Annotated in this window: 17 protein-coding genes; 16 read left to right on the top strand and 1 reads right to left on the bottom strand. The window is 73.0% G+C overall.

Going from position 1 to position 21696, the window contains the following annotated elements; all coding sequences use genetic code 11:
- The first annotated feature begins 85 nt into the window (after window positions 1–85).
- The 7 genes from ACP7TJ_RS12275 (at window position 86) to ACP7TJ_RS12245 (ending at window position 8540) form a co-directional block, all read left to right on the top strand.
- The gene (locus ACP7TJ_RS12275; RefSeq protein WP_266397600.1) at window positions 86–1243 is read left to right on the top strand and encodes a uroporphyrinogen-III synthase; all 1158 of its coding nucleotides are present in this window, start codon (window positions 86–88) and stop codon (window positions 1241–1243) included.
- 154 nt (window positions 1244–1397) lie between these two features.
- Window positions 1398–1985: a CGNR zinc finger domain-containing protein gene (locus tag ACP7TJ_RS12270; RefSeq protein WP_189912466.1), complete on the top strand. Its 588-nt coding sequence runs from the start codon at window positions 1398–1400 to the stop codon at window positions 1983–1985.
- A 305-nt stretch (window positions 1986–2290) separates the two neighbouring features.
- A complete protein-coding gene (locus ACP7TJ_RS12265; protein ID WP_078492847.1) occupies window positions 2291–2875 on the top strand; it encodes a sigma-70 family RNA polymerase sigma factor in 585 nt (194 codons plus the stop codon).
- Between the two features lie 74 nt (window positions 2876–2949).
- Window positions 2950–3714 carry an anti-sigma factor family protein gene (locus tag ACP7TJ_RS12260; protein WP_093767089.1) on the top strand — a complete coding sequence of 255 codons (765 nt, stop codon included), beginning with the start codon at window positions 2950–2952 and terminating at the stop codon, window positions 3712–3714.
- Between the two features lie 60 nt (window positions 3715–3774).
- Entirely contained in the window at window positions 3775–6072 is a 2298-nt protein-coding gene (locus ACP7TJ_RS12255) for a HelD family protein (protein WP_266397595.1), read from the top strand.
- Window positions 6073–6455: 383 nt separating this feature from the next.
- The gene (locus ACP7TJ_RS12250) at window positions 6456–7865 is read left to right on the top strand and encodes an NAD-dependent malic enzyme (protein ID WP_093767091.1); all 1410 of its coding nucleotides are present in this window, start codon (window positions 6456–6458) and stop codon (window positions 7863–7865) included.
- Window positions 7866–8258: 393 nt separating this feature from the next.
- A complete protein-coding gene (locus tag ACP7TJ_RS12245; RefSeq protein WP_003990598.1) occupies window positions 8259–8540 on the top strand; it encodes an HU family DNA-binding protein in 282 nt (93 codons plus the stop codon).
- 187 nt (window positions 8541–8727) lie between these two features.
- Here ACP7TJ_RS12245 and murA read toward each other — a convergent pair whose 3' ends face one another.
- Window positions 8728–10074 carry a UDP-N-acetylglucosamine 1-carboxyvinyltransferase gene (murA, locus tag ACP7TJ_RS12240; protein ID WP_093767092.1) on the bottom strand — a complete coding sequence of 449 codons (1347 nt, stop codon included), beginning with the start codon at window positions 10072–10074 and terminating at the stop codon, window positions 8728–8730.
- Between the two features lie 310 nt (window positions 10075–10384).
- Between murA and ACP7TJ_RS12235 the strand changes: the two genes are divergently transcribed.
- The 9 genes from ACP7TJ_RS12235 to ACP7TJ_RS12195 all read left to right on the top strand — a co-directional run bounded on the left by ACP7TJ_RS12235 (window position 10385) and on the right by ACP7TJ_RS12195 (window position 21635).
- Window positions 10385–10957: a YqgE/AlgH family protein gene (locus ACP7TJ_RS12235; protein ID WP_167741930.1), complete on the top strand. Its 573-nt coding sequence runs from the start codon at window positions 10385–10387 to the stop codon at window positions 10955–10957.
- Between the two features lie 30 nt (window positions 10958–10987).
- On the top strand, window positions 10988–11269 hold the full coding sequence (locus ACP7TJ_RS12230) for a DUF3039 domain-containing protein (RefSeq protein WP_006134439.1): 282 nt from the start codon (window positions 10988–10990) through the stop codon (window positions 11267–11269).
- Between the two features lie 239 nt (window positions 11270–11508).
- Window positions 11509–12801, top strand: a complete 1293-nt coding sequence (locus ACP7TJ_RS12225) for an extracellular solute-binding protein (protein ID WP_427763128.1) — start codon at window positions 11509–11511, stop codon at window positions 12799–12801.
- Window positions 12798–13760, top strand: coding sequence for a carbohydrate ABC transporter permease (locus ACP7TJ_RS12220; RefSeq protein ID WP_427763127.1), 963 nt, complete (start codon window positions 12798–12800; stop codon window positions 13758–13760). Before ACP7TJ_RS12225 ends, ACP7TJ_RS12220 begins: the two co-directional genes overlap by 4 nt.
- A gap of 29 nt (window positions 13761–13789) precedes the next feature.
- Complete coding sequence (locus tag ACP7TJ_RS12215; RefSeq protein ID WP_093767096.1) at window positions 13790–14635, top strand: carbohydrate ABC transporter permease; 846 nt, start codon at window positions 13790–13792, stop codon at window positions 14633–14635.
- 4 nt (window positions 14636–14639) lie between these two features.
- On the top strand, window positions 14640–16283 hold the full coding sequence (locus ACP7TJ_RS12210) for a beta-N-acetylhexosaminidase (protein WP_427763125.1): 1644 nt from the start codon (window positions 14640–14642) through the stop codon (window positions 16281–16283).
- A gap of 323 nt (window positions 16284–16606) precedes the next feature.
- Window positions 16607–17500, top strand: coding sequence for an FAD binding domain-containing protein (locus ACP7TJ_RS12205; protein WP_093767098.1), 894 nt, complete (start codon window positions 16607–16609; stop codon window positions 17498–17500).
- Complete coding sequence (locus tag ACP7TJ_RS12200; RefSeq protein WP_427763123.1) at window positions 17497–19332, top strand: 2Fe-2S iron-sulfur cluster-binding protein; 1836 nt, start codon at window positions 17497–17499, stop codon at window positions 19330–19332. The genes ACP7TJ_RS12205 and ACP7TJ_RS12200 overlap by 4 nt, the downstream gene beginning before the upstream one ends.
- Window positions 19329–21635, top strand: coding sequence for a xanthine dehydrogenase family protein molybdopterin-binding subunit (locus ACP7TJ_RS12195; RefSeq protein ID WP_167741925.1), 2307 nt, complete (start codon window positions 19329–19331; stop codon window positions 21633–21635). The genes ACP7TJ_RS12200 and ACP7TJ_RS12195 overlap by 4 nt, the downstream gene beginning before the upstream one ends.
- The last annotated feature ends 61 nt before the right edge of the window (window positions 21636–21696 follow it).

Here is a 21696-nt window from a genome sequence, read left to right as displayed (position 1 = left end):
GTCATGGTTGGTTGACAGGCTCGCTCGGCACGGACGTGGAGCCGCACCTCCGTGCAGGACGCCGACTCGAGCCGGGACGAGAGTGATGTACGACGAACGAGAGCAGTCACCGGAGCACGGCCCCCTCGCGGGGTTCACCGTGGGCGTGACCGCGGCGCGCCGGGCCGACGAGCTGGGCGCGCTGCTGGAGCGGCGCGGCGCGGCGGTGCTGCACGCCCCGGCGCTGCGGATCGTGCCGCTCTCCGACGACAGCGAGCTGCTGGCCGCCACCAAGGAGATCATCGGTCGGGCCCCGGACATCGCGGTCGCCACCACCGCCATCGGGTTCCGCGGCTGGGTGGAGGCCGCCGACGGCTGGGGGCTCGGCGAGGACCTGGTGGAGCGGCTGCGCGAGGTGCGGATCCTGGCGCGCGGGCCCAAGGTGAAGGGCGCGATCCGGGCGGCCGGTCTGACCGAGGAGTGGTCGCCGGCCTCGGAGTCGATGGCGGAGGTGCTGGACCGGCTCCTCGAGGAGGGCGTGGACGGCCTGCGCATCGCCGTCCAGCTGCACGGGGAGCCGCTGCCCGGGTTCGTGGAGTCGCTGCGGGCCGGGGGAGCGGAGGTGGTGGGCGTGCCGGTGTACCGGTGGCTGCCGCCGGAGGACATCGGGCCGGTGGACCGCCTGGTCGACGCGGTCGTCGCCCGCACCCTGGACGCGGTCACCTTCACCAGCGCGCCCGCCGCCGCGTCGCTGCTGTCCCGCGCCGAGGAGCGGGGTCTGCTGGACGACCTGCTGGCCGCGCTCGGCCACGACGTGCTGCCCGCCTGCGTCGGACCGGTCACCGCCCTGCCGCTCCAGGCGCGGGGCGTCGGCACGGTGCAGCCCGAACGCTTCCGCCTGGGCCCGCTTGTCCAGCTGCTGTGCCGCGAACTCCCCTCCCGTGCCCGCACGTTGCCCGTCGCCGGGCACCGGGTGGAGATCCGGGGGCACGCGGTGCTGGTCGACGGCGAGCTGCGGCCCGTGCCGCCCGCCGGGATGTCCCTGCTGCGGGCGCTGTCCCGCAAGCCCGGCTGGGTCGTCTCCCGCGCGGACCTGCTGCGCGCGCTCCCGGGCGCCGGCCGTGACGAACACGCGGTGGAGACCGCGATGGCCCGCCTGCGCACGGCCCTGGGCGCCCCGAAGCTGATCCAGACGGTGGTCAAACGCGGCTACCGCCTCGCCCTCGACCCGGCGGCGGACGCCAAGTACGACGCGGGGGTCTGAGTCCGAACCCTCCAGGCGGAAGGGCCGGGCCGAAAGCGGGCGGCGGGAGGGGTTCCGGGGGCCGGGGCGGGCGGGCACTGTGGAGACAGCACGGTTTCCCGGTTCGCGCACGGCCCCCCACGCGCGCGGGGGCCCACCTAGGCGGTGGCAGGACATGGCACTGGGCACGGTCACGGCGTCCTACGAGCTGAGGTTCGACACCGGGCGGGTCTGCCTGGATCTGCTCGCGACCACCCATCCAGGGGAACGGCTGGGCTCCGTCGACGCGCTGCGGGCCTGGATCACCGGCGCCGGACTCGTCCCCGAGGGCACCCCGCTCGCCCACGCCGGCCCGTCCTGGCTGGACGCCTTCCGCGAACTGCGCGCGTGCCTTGTCCCGTTGGTGCGCGCTCCCGGCTCCCCGTCGTACGGTCACGCGCTCGCCCGGGTCAACGACCTCGCGCGCTCCGCGCCTCCGGCGCCGCGGGCGGTCCCGGGCGCGGACGGGACGCTGGTGCGCCGGCTGGACGGCCCGCCCGGCCGTGACGCGCTGCTCGGCGCGGTGGCGCGGGACGCGGTAGACCTGCTGACCGACCCGGCCGCCCGCGCGAGCCTGCGTCAGTGTGAGGGCGACAACTGCCCCATCGTGTACGTCGACACCTCCCGGGGCCGGCGGCGCCGCTGGTGCTCCAGCGAGGTGTGCGGCAACCGCGAGCGCGTGGCCCGCCACCGCCGGCGCACGGCAGCCCTCACCCGCGCCTGAACGGACAGCTGCCACCCGCGCCCGATTGAACTCCCTTATCCCCTTCGCGGTTTTCGCGCGCCGAGGATCCCGAAAATCACTCAAGTGATCTCCGTCACGCCCGTGTTGGGGTCCGGTGGCCGCCCGTCGGAGACCTCCCTTCCGCGGTGTGTCGGAAATGTGAAGGGGAGGCGGGGGGAATGTGCGCTCATGTCCCGGTCGGTGTGACGTCCCCGAGAAAACCGCCGTCTCTCTTTGAACACCCAACGCCCCCCGTGCGTACCGGTTGTCGAGCGACCGACTGGGGGATCCCCCGGACACCGGAGGTGGGCGTGCGCAAGGATGCGGCCGTGGCCAATGAACGTGGAACGAGGGCCCGACATCGCATGTCTTCACAGCCCTCGGAACCTGACGAGGAGCTGATGCGTGCGCTGTACCGCGAGCACGCAGGACCCCTGCTGGCGTACGTCCTCAGGCTGGTCGCCGGAGACCGGCAGCGCGCCGAGGACGTCGTCCAGGAAACGCTCATCCGTGCCTGGAAGAACGCCGGTCAGCTCAATCGGGCGACCGGTTCGGTACGCCCCTGGCTGGTGACGGTCGCCCGGCGCATCGTCATCGACGGCCACCGCAGCCGGCAGGCCCGGCCGCAGGAGGTCGATCCGTCGCCGCTGGAGGTCATCCCCGCGGAGGACGAGATCGACAAGGCGCTGTGGCTGATGACGCTGTCGGACGCACTCGACGACCTGACCCCGGCGCACCGGGAGGTCCTCGTCGAGACCTACTTCAAGGGGCGTACCGTCAATGAGGCGGCCCAGACACTCGGCATACCGAGCGGCACCGTACGCTCCCGGGTGTTCTACGCCCTGCGGTCGATGAAGCTGGCTCTGGAGGAGCGGGGGGTGACGGCGTGATGAGTGTGTACGGGGGAAACCAGGGATTCGGCACAGGCGGGACGGGTATGTCTGGTGCCATGGAGGGATCACCGGTGCCGAACGAGCACGAGACCGTCGGCGCCTACGCCCTCGGAATCCTCGACGACGCCGAGGCGACCGCCTTCGAGGCCCACCTGGCGACGTGCGAGTGGTGCGCCCAGCAGCTCGACGAACTCGCCGGGATGGAACCGATGCTGGCCGCGCTGGCGGACCTGCCCGACGCCGCCGGATCGCCCGCGATCGGCGAGTCGCTGTCCGCGAAGCCGTCGCCGCGCGTGGTGGAGAAGCTCGTCGACGAGGTGGCCGAGCGCCGGGCGCGCAAGCGCCGCCGGAACTTCTACATGGTCGCCGCGGCCGGCGCGCTGATCGTCAGCGGCCCGTTCGTGGCCGTCGCGGCGAGCGGCGGGGACGGCGGCAGCGGCGGCGGGGGCAACACCGGCCGCACCCTCGCGGCCAACCCGGTCAAGGACGCCTTCGACAAGAGCTCCGAGAAGATCACGGCGACGGACCCCGGCACCGGGGTGACCGCCACCGTGGCCCTGGAGGACAAGCTCTGGGGCACCGAGATCGTCACCGAGCTGAAGAACGTCAAGGGCGAACAGAAGTGCTCGCTCATCGCCGTCGGCAAGAACGGCGAGCGCGAGACGGTGAACTCCTGGGCGGTCACCGGCGAGGGCTACGGACTGCCCGACGCCACGACCGACAAGGGCAAGCAGCCGCTGTACGTCCAGGGCGGCGCCGCCTTCGAGCGCAACCAGATCGACCACTTCGTGATCGCGACCTTCGACGGCAAGACGCTCGTGGAGGTCGACGCGTAGCCTCACGGGGTCCCCTTCGCGTACGGTTGACGGCTGCCCAGCACGTCAGAAGGGGGCCCGGTGGCCGCTCAGGCTCAACAGGAAACCGCGGTCGTCCCGGTTCACGACTCCGTTCGCGACCGGGAGATCCGTGTGGAACAGGAACACCTGGACCGGGTGTACCGGCGCCTCGAGGAGAAGATCTCCGAGGCCGAGTTCCTCATGCGCGACGCCGCCCAGCGCGGCCACGTCGGCACGCCCGGCGCCCTCGCCGAGCGGGACGCCCAGGTCTTCCGGGCCGGCGTCCATCTCAACCGGCTGCACCACGAGTACGAGGACTTCCTCTTCGGCCGGATCGACCTGCTGCTCGGCAAGGACGGCAAGAAGGGCCCGGACGGCGCGTACACCGCCGTCGAGCCCGCCGAGGGCGCCGTCCGCCCCGACAACACGGCCGACATCGCCGAGACCCTGCACATCGGCCGCATCGGCGTTCTCGACGAGGACTACGCCCCGCTGGTCATCGACTGGCGGGCGCCCGCCGCGGCGCCCTTCTACCGCTCCACCCCGGTCGACCCCGGCCGGGTCGTGCGGCGCCGGGTGATCCGCTCCAAGGGACGCCGGGTGCAGAGCGTCGAGGACGACCTGATGCGCCCCGAGCTGACGGCCGCCCTCGACGGCCGCGAGCTGGCCGTGATCGGCGACGGCGCCCTGATGGCCGCGCTCGGCCAGGCCCGTACGCACACCATGCGGGACATCGTCGCGTCCATCCAGGCCGAGCAGGACCTGGTGATCCGCGCCCCCGCCGCCTCCGTCACCTACGTCGAGGGCGGCCCCGGCACCGGCAAGACCGCCGTCGCCCTGCACCGCGCCGCCTACCTGCTCTACCAGGACCGGCGCCGCTACGCGGGCGGCATCCTGATCGTCTCCCCGACGCCGCTGCTGGTCGCCTACACCGAGGGCGTGCTGCCGTCCCTCGGCGAGGAGGGCCAGGTCGCCATCCGCGCCATCGGCTCCCTCGTGGACGGCGCCGAGGCCACCGTGTACGACTCCCCGGCCGTGGCCCGGATCAAGGGCTCGTACCGCATGCTCAAGGTGCTGCGGAAGGCCGCGCGCGGCGCCCTGGAGCTGAACGATTCGCCGCGGCGGCTGCGGGTCGTCGCCTTTGGCCGGCGCCTGGAGCTGGAGGCGGAGGAACTGGCGGGCATCCGCCGCACCGCCCTCGGCGGCACCGCCCCGGTCAACCTGCTGCGCCCCCGCGCCCGCAAGCTGCTCCTGGACGCCCTGTGGGAGCGCTCCGGCGCCGGCAACCGGCACACCGACCCCGAGCTCGCCGCCGAGCTGCGCTCCTCCTTCGACGAGGACATCACCTCGGAGGACGACTTCACCGCCTTCCTCGGCGCTTGGTGGCCGGAACTCACCCCCGCCGCCGTCCTGGACGCCATGGCCGACGAGCGGCGCCTCGGCCGCTGGGCCCGGCGCATCCTCAACCCGGGGGAGGTGCGCAAGCTGGCGCGCGCCCTCCAGCGGGACGGGCGCTCCGTGCACGACATCGCGATGCTGGACGAGCTCCAGGCGATCCTGGGCGCCCCCGCCCGGCCCCGCAAGAAGCGCGAGATCGACCCGCTGGACCAGCTCACCGGCCTGGAGGAGCTGATGCCGGTGCGCGAGGAGACCCAGCGCGAGCGGGCCGAGCGGCTCGCCCAGGAGCGCGTCGAGTACGCGCACGTCATCGTCGACGAGGCGCAGGACCTCACGCCGATGCAGTGGCGCATGGTCGGCCGCCGCGGCCGCCACGCCACCTGGACGATCGTCGGCGACCCCGCCCAGTCCTCCTGGTCCGACCCCGACGAGGCGGCGCAGGCCCGCGACGAGGCCCTCGGCACCCGTCCGCGCCGCCGCTTCGAGCTCACCGTGAACTACCGCAACCCGGCCGAGATCGCCGGGCTGGCGGCGAAGGTCCTCGCCCTCGCCATGCCGGGCTCCGAGTCGCCGCGCGCGGTGCGCTCCACCGGCGTGGAGCCGCGCTTCGCCGTGGCCGGGGAGACGCTGGGCGCCACCGTGCGCGCCGAGGCCGCCCGGCTGCTGGAGCGGGTGGACGGCACGGTCGGCGTGGTCGTCGCCATGCGGCGGCGTGAGGAGGCGCGGCGCTGGCTCGACGGGCTCGGCGACCGGGTGGTGGCGCTCGGCAGCCTGGAGGCCAAGGGCCTGGAGTACGACGCGACGGTGGTCGTCTCGCCCGCGGAGATCGCCGACGAGTCCCCGGCCGGCCTGCGGGTGCTCTACGTCGCCCTGACGCGCGCGACGCAGCAGCTCACCGTGGTGTCCGCGGAGCGCGACGAACCGGACGCCGAGGGGGTCCCCGACCTGCTGCGGGACTGAGCGGACGGCGCCGCGGAGGGGTGCGGGAAATATCCCCGGGTCATGGGAATGGCCCCGGGCGATCCGTTTGTTAGCCTGGACGTGGCACCGGCCCGATCCAAGCCCCCGGGCCCAACCTTAGTCGCTTCGAGCGACCACTTGCCGCGAGGCGAGCATGGCGGGTCGGTGTCATGAGCGTGCAGGAGGTCCTCGTCACGAGATGTGACGGGGGCCTCTTCTGTTGCCGTGATTCCTCTCGTACGGTGGAACTCTCTTTCCGTCTGCCGGCAGACGGCCATGAACAAAACGTCCGCAATCCGGGGCGGCTACCACGTACTCGGCGGTAGGTGCGACGATCGGACGGCACGATTCGCGACACGGTTGAAAAGCAGAGGAAGTCGGCCATGGCAACGGCGCCCAGCGTCTCCTACTCGATGACCATCCGGCTGGAGGTGCCCGCGGGAGGAACCGCGGTGTCCCAGCTCACCGGGGCAGTCGAGTCCCACGGAGGCCTGGTGACCGGCCTCGACGTGACCGCGTCGGGCCACGAGCGGCTCCGGATCGACGTCACGATCGCGGCCACCTCCACCGCCCACGCCGACGAGATCGTCGAACAGCTGCGCCAGATCGAGGGCGTCACCCTCGGCAAGGTCTCCGACCGTACGTTCCTGATGCACCTCGGCGGCAAGATCGAGATGGCGTCGAAGCACCCCATCCGCACCCGTGACGACCTGTCCATGATCTACACGCCCGGCGTGGCCCGGGTCTGCATGGCGATCGCCGAGAACCCCGAGGACGCCCGCCGCCTCACCATCAAGCGCAACTCCGTTGCGGTCGTGACGGACGGGTCCGCCGTGCTGGGACTGGGCAACATCGGCCCCAAGGCCGCGCTGCCCGTGATGGAGGGCAAGGCCGCCCTCTTCAAGCGGTTCGCCGGCATCGACGCCTGGCCGCTGTGCCTGGACACCCAGGACACCGACGCGATCGTGGAGATCGTCAAGGCGATCGCCCCCGGTTTCGCCGGCATCAACCTCGAGGACATCTCCGCGCCTCGCTGCTTCGAGATCGAGGCCCGGCTGCGCGAGGCCCTCGACATCCCCGTCTTCCACGACGACCAGCACGGCACCGCGATCGTGGTGCTCGCCGCCCTGACCAACGCGCTGCGGGTCACCGGCAAGACCATCGAGAGCATCCGCGTCGTCATGTCGGGCGCCGGCGCGGCCGGCACCGCCATCCTCAAACTGCTGCTGGCCGCCGGGGTGAAGAACGCCGTGGTGGCCGACATCCACGGCGTGGTGCACGCCGGCCGTGAGGACCTGGCCGGCGCCGCCCCGGGTTCCGCGCTGAGCTGGATCGCCGACAACACCAACCCGGAGAACCTCACCGGCACGCTCAAGGAGGCCGTGCGCGGCGCGGACGTCTTCATCGGCGTCTCCGCCCCCAACGTGCTGAGCGCCGAGGACGTCTCCGCGATGGCCGAGGGCGCGATCGTGTTCGCGCTCGCGAACCCCGACCCGGAGGTGGACCCGGCAATCGCCCGTCAGACGGCGGCGGTTGTGGCCACCGGCCGCTCCGACTTCCCCAACCAGATCAACAACGTGCTGGTCTTCCCCGGCGTCTTCCGCGGCCTGCTGGACGCCCAGTCCCACACCGTCAACACCGAGATGATGCTGGCCGCCGCGCAGGCCCTGGCCGACGTGGTCACCGAGGACGAGCTCAACCCGAACTACATCATCCCCAGCGTCTTCAACGAGAAGGTCGCGGGCGCGGTCGCCGGCGCCGTCCGGGAAGCCGCGAAGGCCGCCGGCGCGTGACCTCCGCGGCGGTCCGCACGCTGTGAGGATCGCCACGGGGTTTGAACCGGCGCGTCGCGGAACCCGTAGTCCTGGCCGCCCTCTAGGGTGGGCGGCCGGGCCTGGGCTCCGGCCCCTGCTGTCCGCTGCCGGAAGCGGACGGAGCGTCACCGTGCGGAGGCCGTGGCGCTCTTCGTGTGACTCCCTCGGGTGTTCTCACGACTCCTGCGGGTGCCGGATTGGCATTACCGCCGCAGGTAGAGGCAGGATGCGTCCCTGGGCGCGAGGGTCCGACGAAGGACCCGGGTCCGGGGACTCACCGAGGAACCTGGCAGCATCGGCTTTCGCCGTGCCCGACATGCGGCTCCGCCGCGTGGCACGCCTCAACGGCAAGAAGAACACGGGAGTAAGAACATGAACCGCAGTGAGCTGGTGGCCGCGCTGGCCGACCGCGCCGAGGTGACCCGCAAGGACGCCGACGCCGTGCTGGCCGCGTTCGCCGACGTCGTCGGCGACATCGTCTCCAAGGGCGACGAGAAGGTCACCATCCCCGGCTTCCTGACCTTCGAGCGCACCCACCGCGCTGCGCGCACCGCGCGCAACCCGCAGACCGGTGAGCCGATCCAGATCCCCGCGGGTTACAGCGTGAAGGTGTCGGCGGGCTCGAAGCTGAAGGAAGCGGCCAAGGGCAAGTAAGGCGCCTCTGCGGGCGCCTCACGCCCGAGCGGGTCAGCGCCGTTCGGGCTGGGCGCCCGTGCCGTGTGCCGGCCGCTCGTGGCCGGTCGCGCAGTTCCCCGCGCCCCTTTCGGGGCGTTGCAGTGAACGCCGATGGGGCGGTCACCCGAGTCGGGTGACCGCCCCATCGGCGTTCGCGGGCCGGGGGTCAGCCGAGGGCCTTGCCCGGGAGTTCCACCTTCGCGCCCAGTTCGGAGAGCTTCTCCATGAAGTTCTCGTAGCCGCGGTTGATCAGGCCGATGCCGTGGACGCGGGAGGTGCCCTGGGCGGCCAGGGCCGCGATCAGGTACGAGAAGCCGCCGCGCAGGTCGGGGATCACGAGGTCCGCGCCCTGGAGCTTCGTCGGGCCGGAGACGACCGCCGAGTGCAGGAAGTTGCGCTGGCCGAAGCGGCAGTCGGAGCCGCCCAGGCACTCGCGGTAGAGCTGGATGTGGGCGCCCATCTGGTTGAGCGCGGACGTGAAGCCCAGACGGGACTCGTAGACCGTCTCGTGGATGATGGACAGGCCCGTGGCCTGCGTCAGGGCGACCACCAGCGGCTGCTGCCAGTCGGTCTGGAAGCCGGGGTGCACGTCCGTCTCCAGGGCGATGGACTTCAACTGCCCGCCCGGGTGCCAGAAGCGGATGCCCTCGTCGTCGATCTCGAAGGCGCCGCCGACCTTCCGGTAGGTGTTGAGGAACGTCATCATCGAGCGCTGCTGGGCGCCGTGGACGTAGATGTTGCCCTCGGTGGCGAGCGCCGCGGACGCCCAGGAGGCGGCCTCCAGGCGGTCCGGCAGGGCGCGGTGGGTGTAGCCGCCGAGCTTGTCCACACCGGTGATGCGGATCGTCCGGTCGGTGTCCATCGCGATGATGGCGCCCATCTTCTGCAGGACGCAGATCAGGTCCTCGATCTCCGGCTCCACCGCCGCGTTGGACAGCTCGGTGACGCCCTCCGCGAGAACCGCCGTGAGCAGCACCTGCTCGGTGGTGCCGACGGACGGGTACGGCAGCCGGATCTTGGTGCCGCGCAGCCGCTGCGGGGCCTCCAGGTACTGGCCGTCCGCGCGCTTCTCGATCGTCGCGCCGAACTGCCGCAGCACGTCGAAGTGGAAGTCGATGGGGCGTCCGCCGATGTCGCAGCCGCCGAGGCCCGGGATGAACGCGTGCCCGAGGCGGTGCAGCAGCGGACCGCAGAACAGGATCGGGATGCGCGAGGAACCGGCGTGGGCATCGATGTCAGCGACGTTGGCGCTCTCCACGTACGTGGGGTCGAGCACCAGCTCGCCGGGCTCCTCGCCCGGACGGACCGTCACGCCGTGCAGCTGCAGCAGACCCCGGACGACCCGGACGTCACGGATGTCCGGGACGTTGCGCAGCCGGCTCGGTGAGCTTCCCAGCAGCGCGGCGACCATGGCCTTCGGTACGAGGTTCTTCGCACCGCGGACCCGGATCTCGCCCTCCAGCGGGGTTCCGCCGTGGACAAGCAGTACGTCATCGACGTCGTTGACGGTCATGAATCTCGCGTTCCGTGGAGTGGGGCAGAGGGTCAGAAGGGAAAGGGTAATCGCCCTCCACCCCCCTTCCGTAAGCCTGAGGACGCCCCGGGGACGTCATGGGTCTGTCACAACACGAACCGTTCCCCGGCGGCCACGCGGGGTCACCACGGGCGGCCGTGCGCCGGGCGCGCTCCCGGCCGCCCGTCCGCACCCCTTCACCTCGGCCGGACGACGCCCGACCAGGAAGCTCTCGCGCGCGGCGGCCGTGTTCACTCCGTCACCCGCATTGCCTCCCCGCGCGGCGGGAAGATGCGGGATCATGTCTGGCATGACCGAGGTGTCCTCGCTCACAGGGCGGCTGCTCGTGGCCACTCCCGCTCTGGCGGACCCGAACTTCGACCGCGCGGTGGTGCTCCTTCTCGACCACGACGAGGAGGGCTCCCTCGGCGTCGTCCTCAACCGGCCGACCCCGGTGGACGTGGGCGACATCCTGGAGGGCTGGGCGGACCTGGCCGGCGAACCCGGCGTGGTGTTCCAGGGCGGCCCGGTGTCGCTGGACTCGGCCCTCGGCGTCGCCGTCGTCCCGGGCGGGGCGGCGGGGGAGGAGCCGCCGCTGGGCTGGCGCCGGGTGCACGGCGCGATCGGCCTGGTCGACCTGGAGGCGCCGCCGGAGCTGCTCGCCTCCGTCCTCGGCTCGCTGCGGATCTTCGCCGGCTACGCGGGCTGGGGCCCCGGCCAGCTGGAGGACGAGCTGGTCGACGGCGCCTGGTACGTGGTGGAGTCCGAGCCCGGTGACGTGTCCTGTCCGGTGCCCGAGCGGCTCTGGCGCGAGGTGCTGCGCCGGCAGCGCAACGAGCTGGCGATGGTCGCCACGTATCCGGACGACCCTTCGCTCAACTGAGCCGGGCGGGCTTCAGTACCCTTGGCAGTTATGAGCACTCTTGAGCCCGAGCGCGGGACTGGTACGGGGACCCTCGTCGAGCCGACGCCGCAGACCTCCCACGGCGACGGTGACCACGAGCGCTTCGCCCACTACGTCCAGAAGGACAAGATCATGGCGAGCGCCCTCGACGGCACTCCCGTCGTGGCGCTGTGCGGCAAGGTGTGGGTGCCCGGCCGCGACCCGAAGAAGTACCCGGTCTGCCCCATGTGCAAGGAGATCTACGAGTCCATGGGCGACGGCGGCGACGACAAGGGCAAGGGCGACAAGTAGTCCCCCTCGTAGTCCCCCTCCCCTCCTGACGCCGGTCCGAGTCCTCCGAGGCCCCCGGGGTGCGCTTTGCGTGCCCGCGGGGGCCTTTGTGCTGCTTGCCCGTTGCGCAGGGTGCGCCGGCCGGTCACAGAGTGGTGGAGACCTCTTGTGGCGTGGTTCACCCAGTCCCTAGCCTCCGGTGTGTTGTGCACAGCGAAATCGCCATTGCATATGCTGCAACGCGCTCGGAGGAGCACTCCATGAAGCTGTCCATCCGCATGGTCGCCGTCGCGGCCGTCCTCGCCACCGCCGCCTGCGCCCCTCAGACCTCCGGCACCTCCTCCTCCGACAAGGACGAGAAGACCGGCACCCTGCGCGTCTGGCTCTTCCAGGAGGTCAACAACACGCCCAAGGAACAGGTCGTCGACTCCGTCCTCGCCGAGTTCGAGAAGGAGCACGAGGGCGCCGAGGTCACCGTCGAGTACATCCCCGTCGAGACCCGCGCCCAGCGCATCAAGGCCGCCTTCAACGACCCCGGGTCCGCGCCCGACCTCATCGAGTACGGCAACACCGACACCGCGGGCTATGTGAAGGACGGCGGACTCGCCGACGTCACCGAGGACTTCCGCGCCTGGGACGAGGCCGAGGACACCGACCCCACCGCCCGCCAGTCCGTCACGGTCGGCGGCAGGGTCTACGGCGTCCCCTACTTCGTCGGCGTCCGCGCGCTGTACTACCGCACCGACGTGTTCGAGGAGCTGGGCCTGGACGTCCCGAGGACCCAGGCCGAGCTGATCTCCACGGCGAAGCGGATCCGCGCCGCGAAGCCCGAGCTGTACGGGCTCGCCGTCGGCGGCGCCTACACCTACGGCGCGATGCCCTTCATCTGGGCCCACGGCGGCGAACTCGCCACCGGCAAGGGAGGGTCGTACGCCGCCGCCATCGACAGTGCCGCCGCGCGCAAGGGCATCGAGGCGTACACCTCGCTGTTCGGCGACGACAACTGCCCGGCCGCCAAGTGCGCCGCGATGACCGGCAACGACACGATCACCGCCTTCGCCGCGGGCAAGGCGGCCATGGCGATCGGCGGCGACTTCAGCCACGCCGCCGTGGAGGCCGGCACGGTCAAGGGCGCGTACGCGGTCGTGCCGCTGCCGGGCGTGAAGGCCGGGTCGATCGCTCCCGCGTTCGCCGGCGGCAACAACCTCGGTGTGGTGAAGTCCACCACCCACCGCACCCTCGCCGTCGACCTGATGAAGCGGCTCGCGTCCAAGGAGGCGCAGGGCGAGCTGTTCGAGGCGATGGGCTTTCTGCCGACCTTCTCCGACGTGCGGCAGCAGGTGGCCGCGAAGGAGGCCTTCGTGAAGCCGTTCGTCGAGACGCTCGCGGCTGACACGAAGTTCGTGCCGGCGTCGCCGGCGTGGGCGCAGATCGACGCGGGGCAGGTGCTGCCGACGATGTTCCAGGAGGTCGTGTCCGGCAAGAAGGATGTGGACTCCGCCGCGGCGGACGCTGCGAAGAAGATGAACGACGCGTTCGGGTCCGTCGGATGACGGTGCCTACTGGGTCGGGGGTTCTCGAGCGGTCGCGGGTGCGGGCCGGTGGGGGCTCGGCGCGCAGTTCCCCGCGCCCCCAAGCAGGGCGTTCCCGGACCCCGTGGCTGTATCTCGCGCCGGCGCTCGTGGTGCTCGGGGGGTTGCTCGCCTACCCGATCTACCAGCTCGGGCTGATCTCCGTCTTCCACTACACCCAGGCTCAGGTCAGTGGCGGGGAGCCGACCACCTTCGAGGGGTTCGGGAACTACACCGAGCTGTTCGGGGACGGGCAGTTCTGGGAGGTGCTGCTGGCCACCGTGGTGTTCGCGGCGGCCTGTGTCGTCTCCACGCTGGCCGTGGGATGTGCGCTCGCCGTGCTGCTCACCCGGGTGCGGGCGGTGCCGCGGCTGGCGTTGATGCTGGCCGCGCTGGGCGCCTGGGCGACGCCGGCGATCACCGGGTCCACGGTGTGGCTGTTCCTCTTCGACGCCGACTTCGGCCCGGTCAACCGGGTGCTGGGGCTCGGCGACCACTCCTGGACGTACGGGCGGTTCAGCGCGTTCTTCCTGGTGCTGCTCGAAGTGGTGTGGTGCTCCTTCCCGTTCGTGATGGTCACCGTCTACGCGGGCATCCGCGCCGTGCCCGCCGAGGTGCTGGAGGCGGCCGCCCTGGACGGGGCCTCGCAGTGGCGGATCTGGCGGTCGGTGCTCGCGCCGATGCTCCGCCCGATCCTGGTGGTCGTGACCATCCAGTCGGTCATCTGGGACTTCAAGGTCTTCACGCAGATCTACGTCATGACGGGCGGCGGGGGCATCGCGGGACAGAACCTGGTGCTCAACGTGTACGCGTACCAGAAGGCGTTCGCGTCCTCGCAGTACAGCCTGGGCGCCGCGATCGGCGTGGTGATGCTGCTGATCCTGCTCGCCGTGACGCTGGTGTACCTGCGGCTGCTGCGCCGCCAGGGGGAGGAACTGTGAGTCTCGTGAGGCAGGACGGGGAATCCCGGGTGAATCTTCTGCGCCGGTTCACGCGCCGCCCGGGCCGGACGGCGGCCGAGGCGACCGCCCTGGTCGTCGCCGCCGTGGTGGCCTTCCCGCTGTACTGGATGGTGCTGAGCGCCTTCAAGCCGGCCGGGGAGATCGAGTCGAGCGAGCCGCGGCCGTGGACGCTCGCACCGACGCTCGACTCGTTCCGGCGGGTGTTCGGGCAGCAGGACTTCGGCCGTTACTTCCTCAACAGCGTCGTCGTCGCGGTCGCCGTGGTGATCGCCTCCGCGTTCATCGCGTTTCTCGCCGCGACCGCCGTGACGCGATTCCGGTTCCGTTTGCGGACCACCCTGCTGATCATGTTTCTGGTGGCCCAGATGGTGCCCGTGGAGGCGCTGACGATCCCCCTGTTCTTCGTGATGCGGGATCTCGGCCAGCTGAACACCCTGTGGTCGCTGATCCTGCCGCACATCGCCTTCTCGCTGCCCTTCGCGATCTGGATGCTCAGGGGGTTCGTGAAGGGCGTTCCGGAGGCGCTGGAGGAGGCCGCGTACATGGACGGCGCGAGCCGTGCGCGGTTCCTTTGGCAGATCCTTTTCCCGCTCGTCCTGCCGGGCCTCGTGGCCACCAGTGTGTTCTCGTTCATCTCCGCCTGGAACGACTTCCTGTTCGCCAAGTCGTTCATCATCAGCGACATCTCCCGGTCGACCCTGCCGATGGCGCTGCTGGTGTTCTACAAACCCGACGACCCCGACTGGGGCGGGGTGATGGCGGCGTCCACCGTGATGACGATTCCCGTGCTGATCTTCTTCGTACTCGTGCAGCGGCGTCTGGTCTCCGGACTGGGCGGCGCGGTAAAGGACTGACGTGATGCCGACCGCACTGATTCCGGCGCCCCGTGGCGTCGTCGCCGGCGCCGGGGAGACCCGCCTGACGGAGGACTCGGGGCTGTACGCCGGCGCCGGGACGGAGGGCGTGGGGCGGTGGCTCGGGGGCGTGCTGCGGGCCGCCACCGGGCTGCCCTGGCGGGAGGCGCGGGAGCCCGCCGAGGCGCGTGACGGCGTCCGGCTCGCGCTCGCGCCGGGGCTCGCTCCCGAGGCGTACCGGCTCGTCAGCGACCGTACGGGCGTGCTCGTCGAGGGCGGCGACGCGGCGGGCGTGCTGCACGGCGCGCAGACGCTGCGGCAGCTCCTCGGCGCCGACGCGTTCCGCAGGGCGCCCGTCCGCCGCGACCGGGTGTGGACGGTGCCGCACCTGACCGTCGAGGACGCGCCCCGCTTCCGCTGGCGCGGGCTGATGCTCGACGTGGCACGCCATTTCATGCCGAAGGAAGGCGTGCTGCGTTATCTCGATCTGATGTCCGCGCACAAACTCAACGTGCTGCATCTGCATCTGACGGACGACCAGGGCTGGCGCGTCGAGATCCAGCGGTATCCGCGCCTCACCGAGGTCGGATCCTGGCGTGCCCGCACCAAAATCGGCCACCGCGCCTCGCCGCTCTGGGACGACCGGCCGCACGGCGGCCACTACACCCAGGACGATCTCCGGGAGATCGTCGCCTACGCCGCCGAACGGCATATCGGCGTCGTCCCCGAAATCGACGTGCCCGGGCACTCGCAGGCCGCCATCGCCGCGTATCCGGAACTCGGGAACTCCGACGTCGCCGACACCGCCGCGCTGACCGTCTGGGACACCTGGGGCATCAATCCGAACGTCCTCGCCCCCACCGAGGACACCCTGCGCTTCTACGAGGGGGTGCTGGAGGAAGTCCTGGACCTGTTCCCCGCCGACGCCGGGCCGTTCTCGCCGTTCGTGCACATCGGCGGCGACGAATGCGTCAAGGACCAGTGGCGCGCCTCGCCCACCGCGCGCGAACAGATCGCGTCCCTCGGGCTCGCCGACGAGGACGCCCTGCAGTCCTGGTTCATCGGCCACTTCGGCCGCTGGCTGGCCGAACGCGGGCGGCGGCTCATCGGCTGGGACGAGATCCTCCAGGGCGGACTCGCGCCGGGCGCCGCCGTGTCGTCCTGGCGCGGCTACGCGGGCGGGGTCACCGCGGCCCGCGCGGGCCACGACGTGGTGATGTGCCCCGAACAGCAGGTCTACCTGGACCACCGCCAGGACGCGGGCCCCGACGAGCCGGTGCCGATCGGGTACGTGCGCACCCTGGAGGACGTCTACCGCTTCGAGCCGGTCCCGGCGGAGCTGACGCCCGAGGAGCGGACGCGCGTGCTGGGCACGCAGGCCAACGTGTGGACCGAGGTGATGGAGGACCAGGGGCGGGTCGACTACCAGACGTTCCCCCGGCTCGCCGCGCTGGCCGAGGTCGCCTGGAGCGAGCTGCCCGCCCCCGCCGACCGGGACTTCCCCGGCTTCGAGCGGCGCATGACCGAGCACTACCGGCGCCTGGACGCCCTCGGCGTCGCCTACCGTCCGCCCGGCGGCCCGCGTCCGTGGCAGCGCCGCCCGGGCGTCCTCGGCCGCCCGGTCGACGGGCCTCCGCCCGCGGTGTAGACGCGCCCCCGTCGCGCGTGTCCCGGCCGTCCCCCGGTGCTCCTCCGCCCCGGGGGACGACCCGTGCCCCCCGCGTTCGCTGCGGGCCGAACAGGTCGGGCCATAACGGCACAAGAGCCTGCGAAGCCTGTGATTGCGCGGCGCCGCGGCGATTCGGGGACGGAGTCGGCCAGGTACGGGCCCAGGCGGGCGAATGCCTCCTAGCGGACCCCCGTCCTCGGCACCTGCCAAGATGTGCCAGAGTTGCCACGTCCGCCCTGTCAGCACGTACCGTACGGCGCACGGGTGGGACCAGGTGGGGCAGCGGGAAGGGGCAGCCGGTTTTGAGCACGCACGCACCGCAGGCGGCGCAGGCCGTGACGCTGCCCACGACGCTGGACGAGGCCGTGGCGGCGCTCACCGCCATGCCCGCCGCCGTGCCCGTGGCGGGCGGCACCGACCTGATGGCCGCCGTCAACTCCGGGCAGCTCAGGCCCGCCGCGCTGGTCGGCCTCGGCAAGATCAGCGAGATCCGCGGCTGGCAGTACCTGGACGGACACGCGCTGCTCGGCGCCGGACTCACCCACGCGCGCATGGGACGCCCCGACTTCGCCGCGCTCATCCCGGCGCTCGCCGCCGCCGCGCGGGCCGCGGGACCCCCGCACATCCGCAACGCCGGCACCCTCGGCGGCAACATCGCCTCCGCCGCCCCCACCGGGGACGCCCTGCCCGTGCTGGCCGCCCTGGAGGCGACGCTGATCGTCGCGGGCACGGGCGGCGCCCGCCGCGAGGTCCCGGTGTCGCACCTGCTGGCCGGCATGGACGTCCTGCGCCCCGGCGAGCTGATCGGCTATGTGCGCGTGCCGCTGCTGCACGCCCCCCAGGTCTTCCTGAAGGCGACCGGCCGCACCGGACCCGGCCGCGCGGTCGCCTCCGTCGCCCTCGTGCTTGACCCCGCCCGGCGCGGGGTGCGCTGCGCGGTGGGCGCCATAGCGCCGATGCCGCTGCGGCCCCTGGACGCCGAGCAGTGGGTCGCGCAGCTCATCGACTGGGACAACAACCGCGCGATCGTGCCGGAGGCGCTCAGCGCGTTCGGGGAGTACGTCGCCGCGGCCTGCATCCCCGACGCCGCGCCCGGCGAGGACGGCACCGTTCCGCCGCTGCCGCCCGCGGTACTGCACCTGCGGCGCACCGTCGCCGCGCTGGCCCGACGAGCACTGGGGAGGGCGTTGTCGTGACCGACGACCAGCACGGACAGGGCGGCACGCCTCCGGGCGGCAGCCGCTGGGACCCGCTGCCGCAGGGCGACTACGACGACGGCGCCACGGCCTTCGTGAACCTCCCGGAGGGCGGCATCGACGCCCTGCTGGACGCCATGGAGAGCCCGCTGGCCGCGCCCGGCCACGGTTACGTCCCGCCGCAGATAACGGTCACGCCGGCCACCACGGCGGGCACCGACCCGGCGGCCACCGGCAGCTGGGCCGCGCCCGGCGCCCCCGTCGACGGTGCCCAGTGGCACGACCCGGCGTCCGCGGAGCACGACGCGGCGGCGGGCGACCCGTACGGCTACGACCCCGGCGCGAGCGGTCAGTGGACCTACGACCCCCACGCGCAGGGCCACGGTCAGGAGCCCGCGGGGCAGCACCAGGGGCACGGCCAGGCGCCGGGGCAGGACGTCACCGGGCAGTGGTCGATCCCCGTGGCGGGCGGCGACCTGCCGGACGAGTCCGGCGAGTTCACCACGTCCTCCCTGGTCGAGCAGTGGGGCGGCACCCCTCCGGCGACCCTCCCGGGCGGCGCCGCGGCCCCCTGGGCCGAGTCGCAGTCCATCGGCACCCCGTGGGGACCGGGCGTACCCGGCGTCCCGCAGGACCACGAGCAGCACGACGGGCGGACGGGCGCGGGCCCGCACGGGCAGCAGCCCGGCGCCCACGACCCGCGGCCCGCCGCCGACGAGTACGCGCCGCAGCCCGGCGCCGACGGACAGCAGCCCGGCTCGTACGCCCCCCAGGGCGCCGAACACGGCGCCGCTCCCGCGTACGGCGGGCAGCAGGGCGGCGACCAGCCGCAGGCGCGCCCCGCCGCCGAGGACGCCCCCGCCCACGAGGCACCGCACGCGTCCCAGCCGCTGCCCGCCGAGGAACACCCCGAGCAGCCGTGGCAGTCCGGCGACGGCGCGGACGCCGGTGACGCCGAGGCCGCCGGAGGCCGCGAGCACCCGCACGCCCTCCAGGGCGCCGAGGAGCCCGCCTCCGGCGCGTCCGAGGCCGACGGCACCCCCGAGGACGCCGGGGAAGCCCAGGCGGCCGCCGAGCCCTCCGAAGGGCCCTCGGAGGCCCCGGAGCCCTCCGACGGCGACGACGCCCCCGACGCGGACGGTCCGGGCGCTCCGGAGGCCGCCGACGCACCGGACGCTCCCGTCGCCGACGTCCTCGTGGCCCCCCACGAGGACCACCCCCTCGCCTCCTACGTGCTCCGCGTCAACGGCACCGACCGGCCCGTCACCGACGCCTGGATCGGCGAGTCGCTGCTCTACGTGCTGCGCGAGCGGCTCGGCCTGGCGGGCGCCAAGGACGGCTGCTCGCAGGGCGAGTGCGGCGCGTGCAACGTGCAGGTGGACGGCCGGCTCGTCGCGTCCTGCCTGGTCCCCGCCGTCACCGCGGCCGGCAGCGAGGTCCGCACCGTCGAGGGACTGGCCCAGGACGGCCGCCCCTCGGACGTGCAGCGCGCCCTCGCCCGCTGCGGCGCCGTGCAGTGCGGCTTCTGCGTGCCCGGCATGGCGATGACCGTCCACGACCTGCTGGAGGGCAACCCGGCCCCGACCGAGCTGGAGACCCGCCAGGCCCTGTGCGGCAACCTGTGCCGCTGCTCCGGCTACCGGGGCGTGGTGAACGCCGTGCAGGAGGTCGTCGCCGAACGCGAGGCCCACGCCGAGGCCGCGGCGGACGACGGCGACGGCACCCCCCGCATCCCGCACCAGGCGGGCCCCGGCGCCGGCGGGGTGAACCCCTCGGCGTTCGGCGTCGCACCGCAGGACCAGCCCCACGGCCAGGACGGAGGCCAGGCGTGAGCAACGAGGCAGCCACCGTGCAGACCGCCGAGGCGGCCCCCGAGGAGGAGGCCGCCCCGCGCGGACTCGGCGTCTCCCTCCCGGCCGCCGACGCGCGCGCCAAGACCGAGGGCACCTTCCCGTACGCCGCCGACCTGTGGGCCGAGGGCCTGCTGTGGGCCGCCGTGCTGCGCTCCCCGCACCCGCACGCGCGCATCACGTCGATCGACACCACGCACGCGCGCGAGATGCCCGGCGTCCGCGCGGTCGTCACCCACGAGGACGTCCCCGGCACCCCGGTGCCCGGCCGCGGCAAGGCCGACCGCCCGGTCTTCGCCTCCGAGGTCGTACGCCACCACGGCGAGCCGCTGGCCGCCGTCGCCGCCGACCACCCGGACACCGCGCGCATGGCCGCCGCCGCGGTCATCGTCGAGTACGAGGTGCTCGACCCGGTGACCGACCCGGAGCAGGCCTTCGAGGCCGAACCGCTGCACCCCGACGGCAACCTGATCCGGCACATCCCGCTGCGCCACGGCGACGCGGAGGCGGTCGGCGAGGTCGTCGTCGAGGGGCTGTACCGCATCGGCCGCCAGGACCCCGCCCCCATAGGGGCCGAGGCCGGGCTCGCCGTGCCCCGCCCGGACGGCGGGGTCGAGCTGTACCTGGCGTCCACCGACCCGCACGGCGACCGGGACACCGCCGCCGCCGCGTTCGGCCTCCAGCAGGACCAGGTCAAGATCGTCGTCACCGGGGTGCCCGGCGCCACCGCCGACCGCGAGGACCAGAGCTTCCAGCTGCCCCTCGGGCTGCTCGCGCTGAAGACCGGCTGCCCGGTGAAGCTCGCCGCCACGCGCGAGGAGTCCTTCCTCGGCCACACCCACCGCCACCCCACCCTGCTGCGCTACCGCCACCACGCCGACGCCGAGGGCAAGCTGGTCAAGGTCGAGGCGCAGATCCTGCTCGACGCGGGCGCCTACGCCGGCACCTCCTCCGACGCCCTGGCCGCGGCCGTCGCCTTCGCGTGCGGCCCGTACGTCGTGCCCAACGCCTTCATCGAGGGCTGGGCGGTGCGCACCAACAACCCGCCCTCCGGCCATGTGCGCGGCGAGGGCGCGATGCAGGTCTGCGCCGCGTACGAGGCGCAGATGGACAAGCTCGCCAAGAAGCTCGGCCTGGACCCGGCCGAGGTGCGCCTGCGCAACGTGATGGCCACCGGCGACGTGCTGCCCACCGGCCAGACCGTCACCTGCCCCGCCCCCGTCGCCGAACTGCTGGAGGCCGTACGCGACTTCCCGCTGCCCCCGCTGCCCAAGGACACCCCCGAGGACGAGTGGCTGCTGCCGGGCGGCCCCGAAGGCGCGGGCGAGCCGGCCGCGGTGCGCCGGGGCGTGGGCTACGGCCTGGGCATGGTGCACATGCTGGGCGCGGAGGGCGCCGACGAGGTGTCCACGGCCACCGTGCGCGTGCAGAACGGCGTGGCGACCGTGCTGTGCGCGGCCGTCGAGACCGGGCAGGGCTTCTCCACGCTGGCCCGGCAGATCGTGCAGGAGACCCTCGGCATCGACGAGGTGCACGTGGTGCCCGTCGACACCGACCAGCCCCCGGCCGGGGCGGGCTGCCGCGGCCGCCACACCTGGGTGTCGGGCGGAGCGGTGGAGCGCGCGGCCAAGATGGTCCGCACCCAGCTCCTCCAGCCGCTGGCGCACAAGTTCGGCATGTCCACCGAGCTGCTGCAGATCACCGACGGCAAGATCACCTCGTACGACGGGGTGCTGTCCACGACCGTCACCGAGGCGATGGACGGCAAGGAGCTGTGGGCGACCGCGCAGTGCCGGCCGCACCCCACCGAGCCGCTGGACGACGCGGGGCAGGGCGACGCCTTCGTCGGCATCTCCTTCTGCGCGATCCGCGCGGTGGTGGACGTCGACATCGAGCTGGGCTCGGTCCGGGTGGTGGAGCTGGCCGTCGCGCAGGACGTGGGCCGGGTGCTCAACCCGGCGCAGCTCGCCGCGCGGATCGAGGCGGGCGTGACCCAGGGCCTGGGCGCCGCGCTCACGGAGAACCTGCGCACCCCGCGCGGTCTGATCCGCCACCCCGACCTCACCGGGTACGCCCTGCCGACGGCGCTGGACGCGCCCGACATCCGGATCGTGAAGCTGGTGGAGGAGCGGGACGTGGTCGCGCCGTTCGGCGCGAAGGCGGTCAGCGCGGTGCCGGTGGTGACCTCGCCGGCCGCGATCGCCTCGGCCGTGCGCGCCGCCACCGGCCGGCCGGTGAACCGGCTGCCGATCCGCCCGCAGGCCGCCGTGGTCACCGGTAACTGAGCCGATTTCCGGGGCGATCGCCGCATCCGGGCAACGCGAGGGGCCTCCCGGGCGTCTTGAA

This window comes from Streptomyces sp. DSM 41931 (assembly GCF_050271085.1).
In the GTDB taxonomy this organism is placed as follows: Bacteria; Actinomycetota; Actinomycetes; order Streptomycetales; family Streptomycetaceae; genus Streptomyces; species Streptomyces albogriseolus.
Note: the sequence above shows the minus strand (reverse complement) of the source record. Positions and strands in the feature narration are given on the sequence as shown.

What these genes read in the sequence shown, in the direction of transcription:
- murA (WP_093767092.1), bottom strand. Translation starts at nt 10,074, where the DNA reads ATGACCGTCAACGACGTCGATGACGTACTGCTTGTCCACGGCGGAACC.
- ACP7TJ_RS12225 (WP_427763128.1), top strand. Translation starts at nt 11,509, where the DNA reads ATGAAGCTGTCCATCCGCATGGTCGCCGTCGCGGCCGTCCTCGCCACC.
- ACP7TJ_RS12220 (WP_427763127.1), top strand. Translation starts at nt 12,798, where the DNA reads ATGACGGTGCCTACTGGGTCGGGGGTTCTCGAGCGGTCGCGGGTGCGG.
- ACP7TJ_RS12245 (WP_003990598.1), top strand. Translation starts at nt 8,259, where the DNA reads ATGAACCGCAGTGAGCTGGTGGCCGCGCTGGCCGACCGCGCCGAGGTG.
- ACP7TJ_RS12235 (WP_167741930.1), top strand. Translation starts at nt 10,385, where the DNA reads ATGACCGAGGTGTCCTCGCTCACAGGGCGGCTGCTCGTGGCCACTCCC.
- ACP7TJ_RS12270 (WP_189912466.1), top strand. Translation starts at nt 1,398, where the DNA reads ATGGCACTGGGCACGGTCACGGCGTCCTACGAGCTGAGGTTCGACACC.
- ACP7TJ_RS12275 (WP_266397600.1), top strand. Translation starts at nt 86, where the DNA reads ATGTACGACGAACGAGAGCAGTCACCGGAGCACGGCCCCCTCGCGGGG.
- ACP7TJ_RS12210 (WP_427763125.1), top strand. Translation starts at nt 14,640, where the DNA reads ATGCCGACCGCACTGATTCCGGCGCCCCGTGGCGTCGTCGCCGGCGCC.
- ACP7TJ_RS12230 (WP_006134439.1), top strand. Translation starts at nt 10,988, where the DNA reads ATGAGCACTCTTGAGCCCGAGCGCGGGACTGGTACGGGGACCCTCGTC.
- ACP7TJ_RS12250 (WP_093767091.1), top strand. Translation starts at nt 6,456, where the DNA reads ATGGCAACGGCGCCCAGCGTCTCCTACTCGATGACCATCCGGCTGGAG.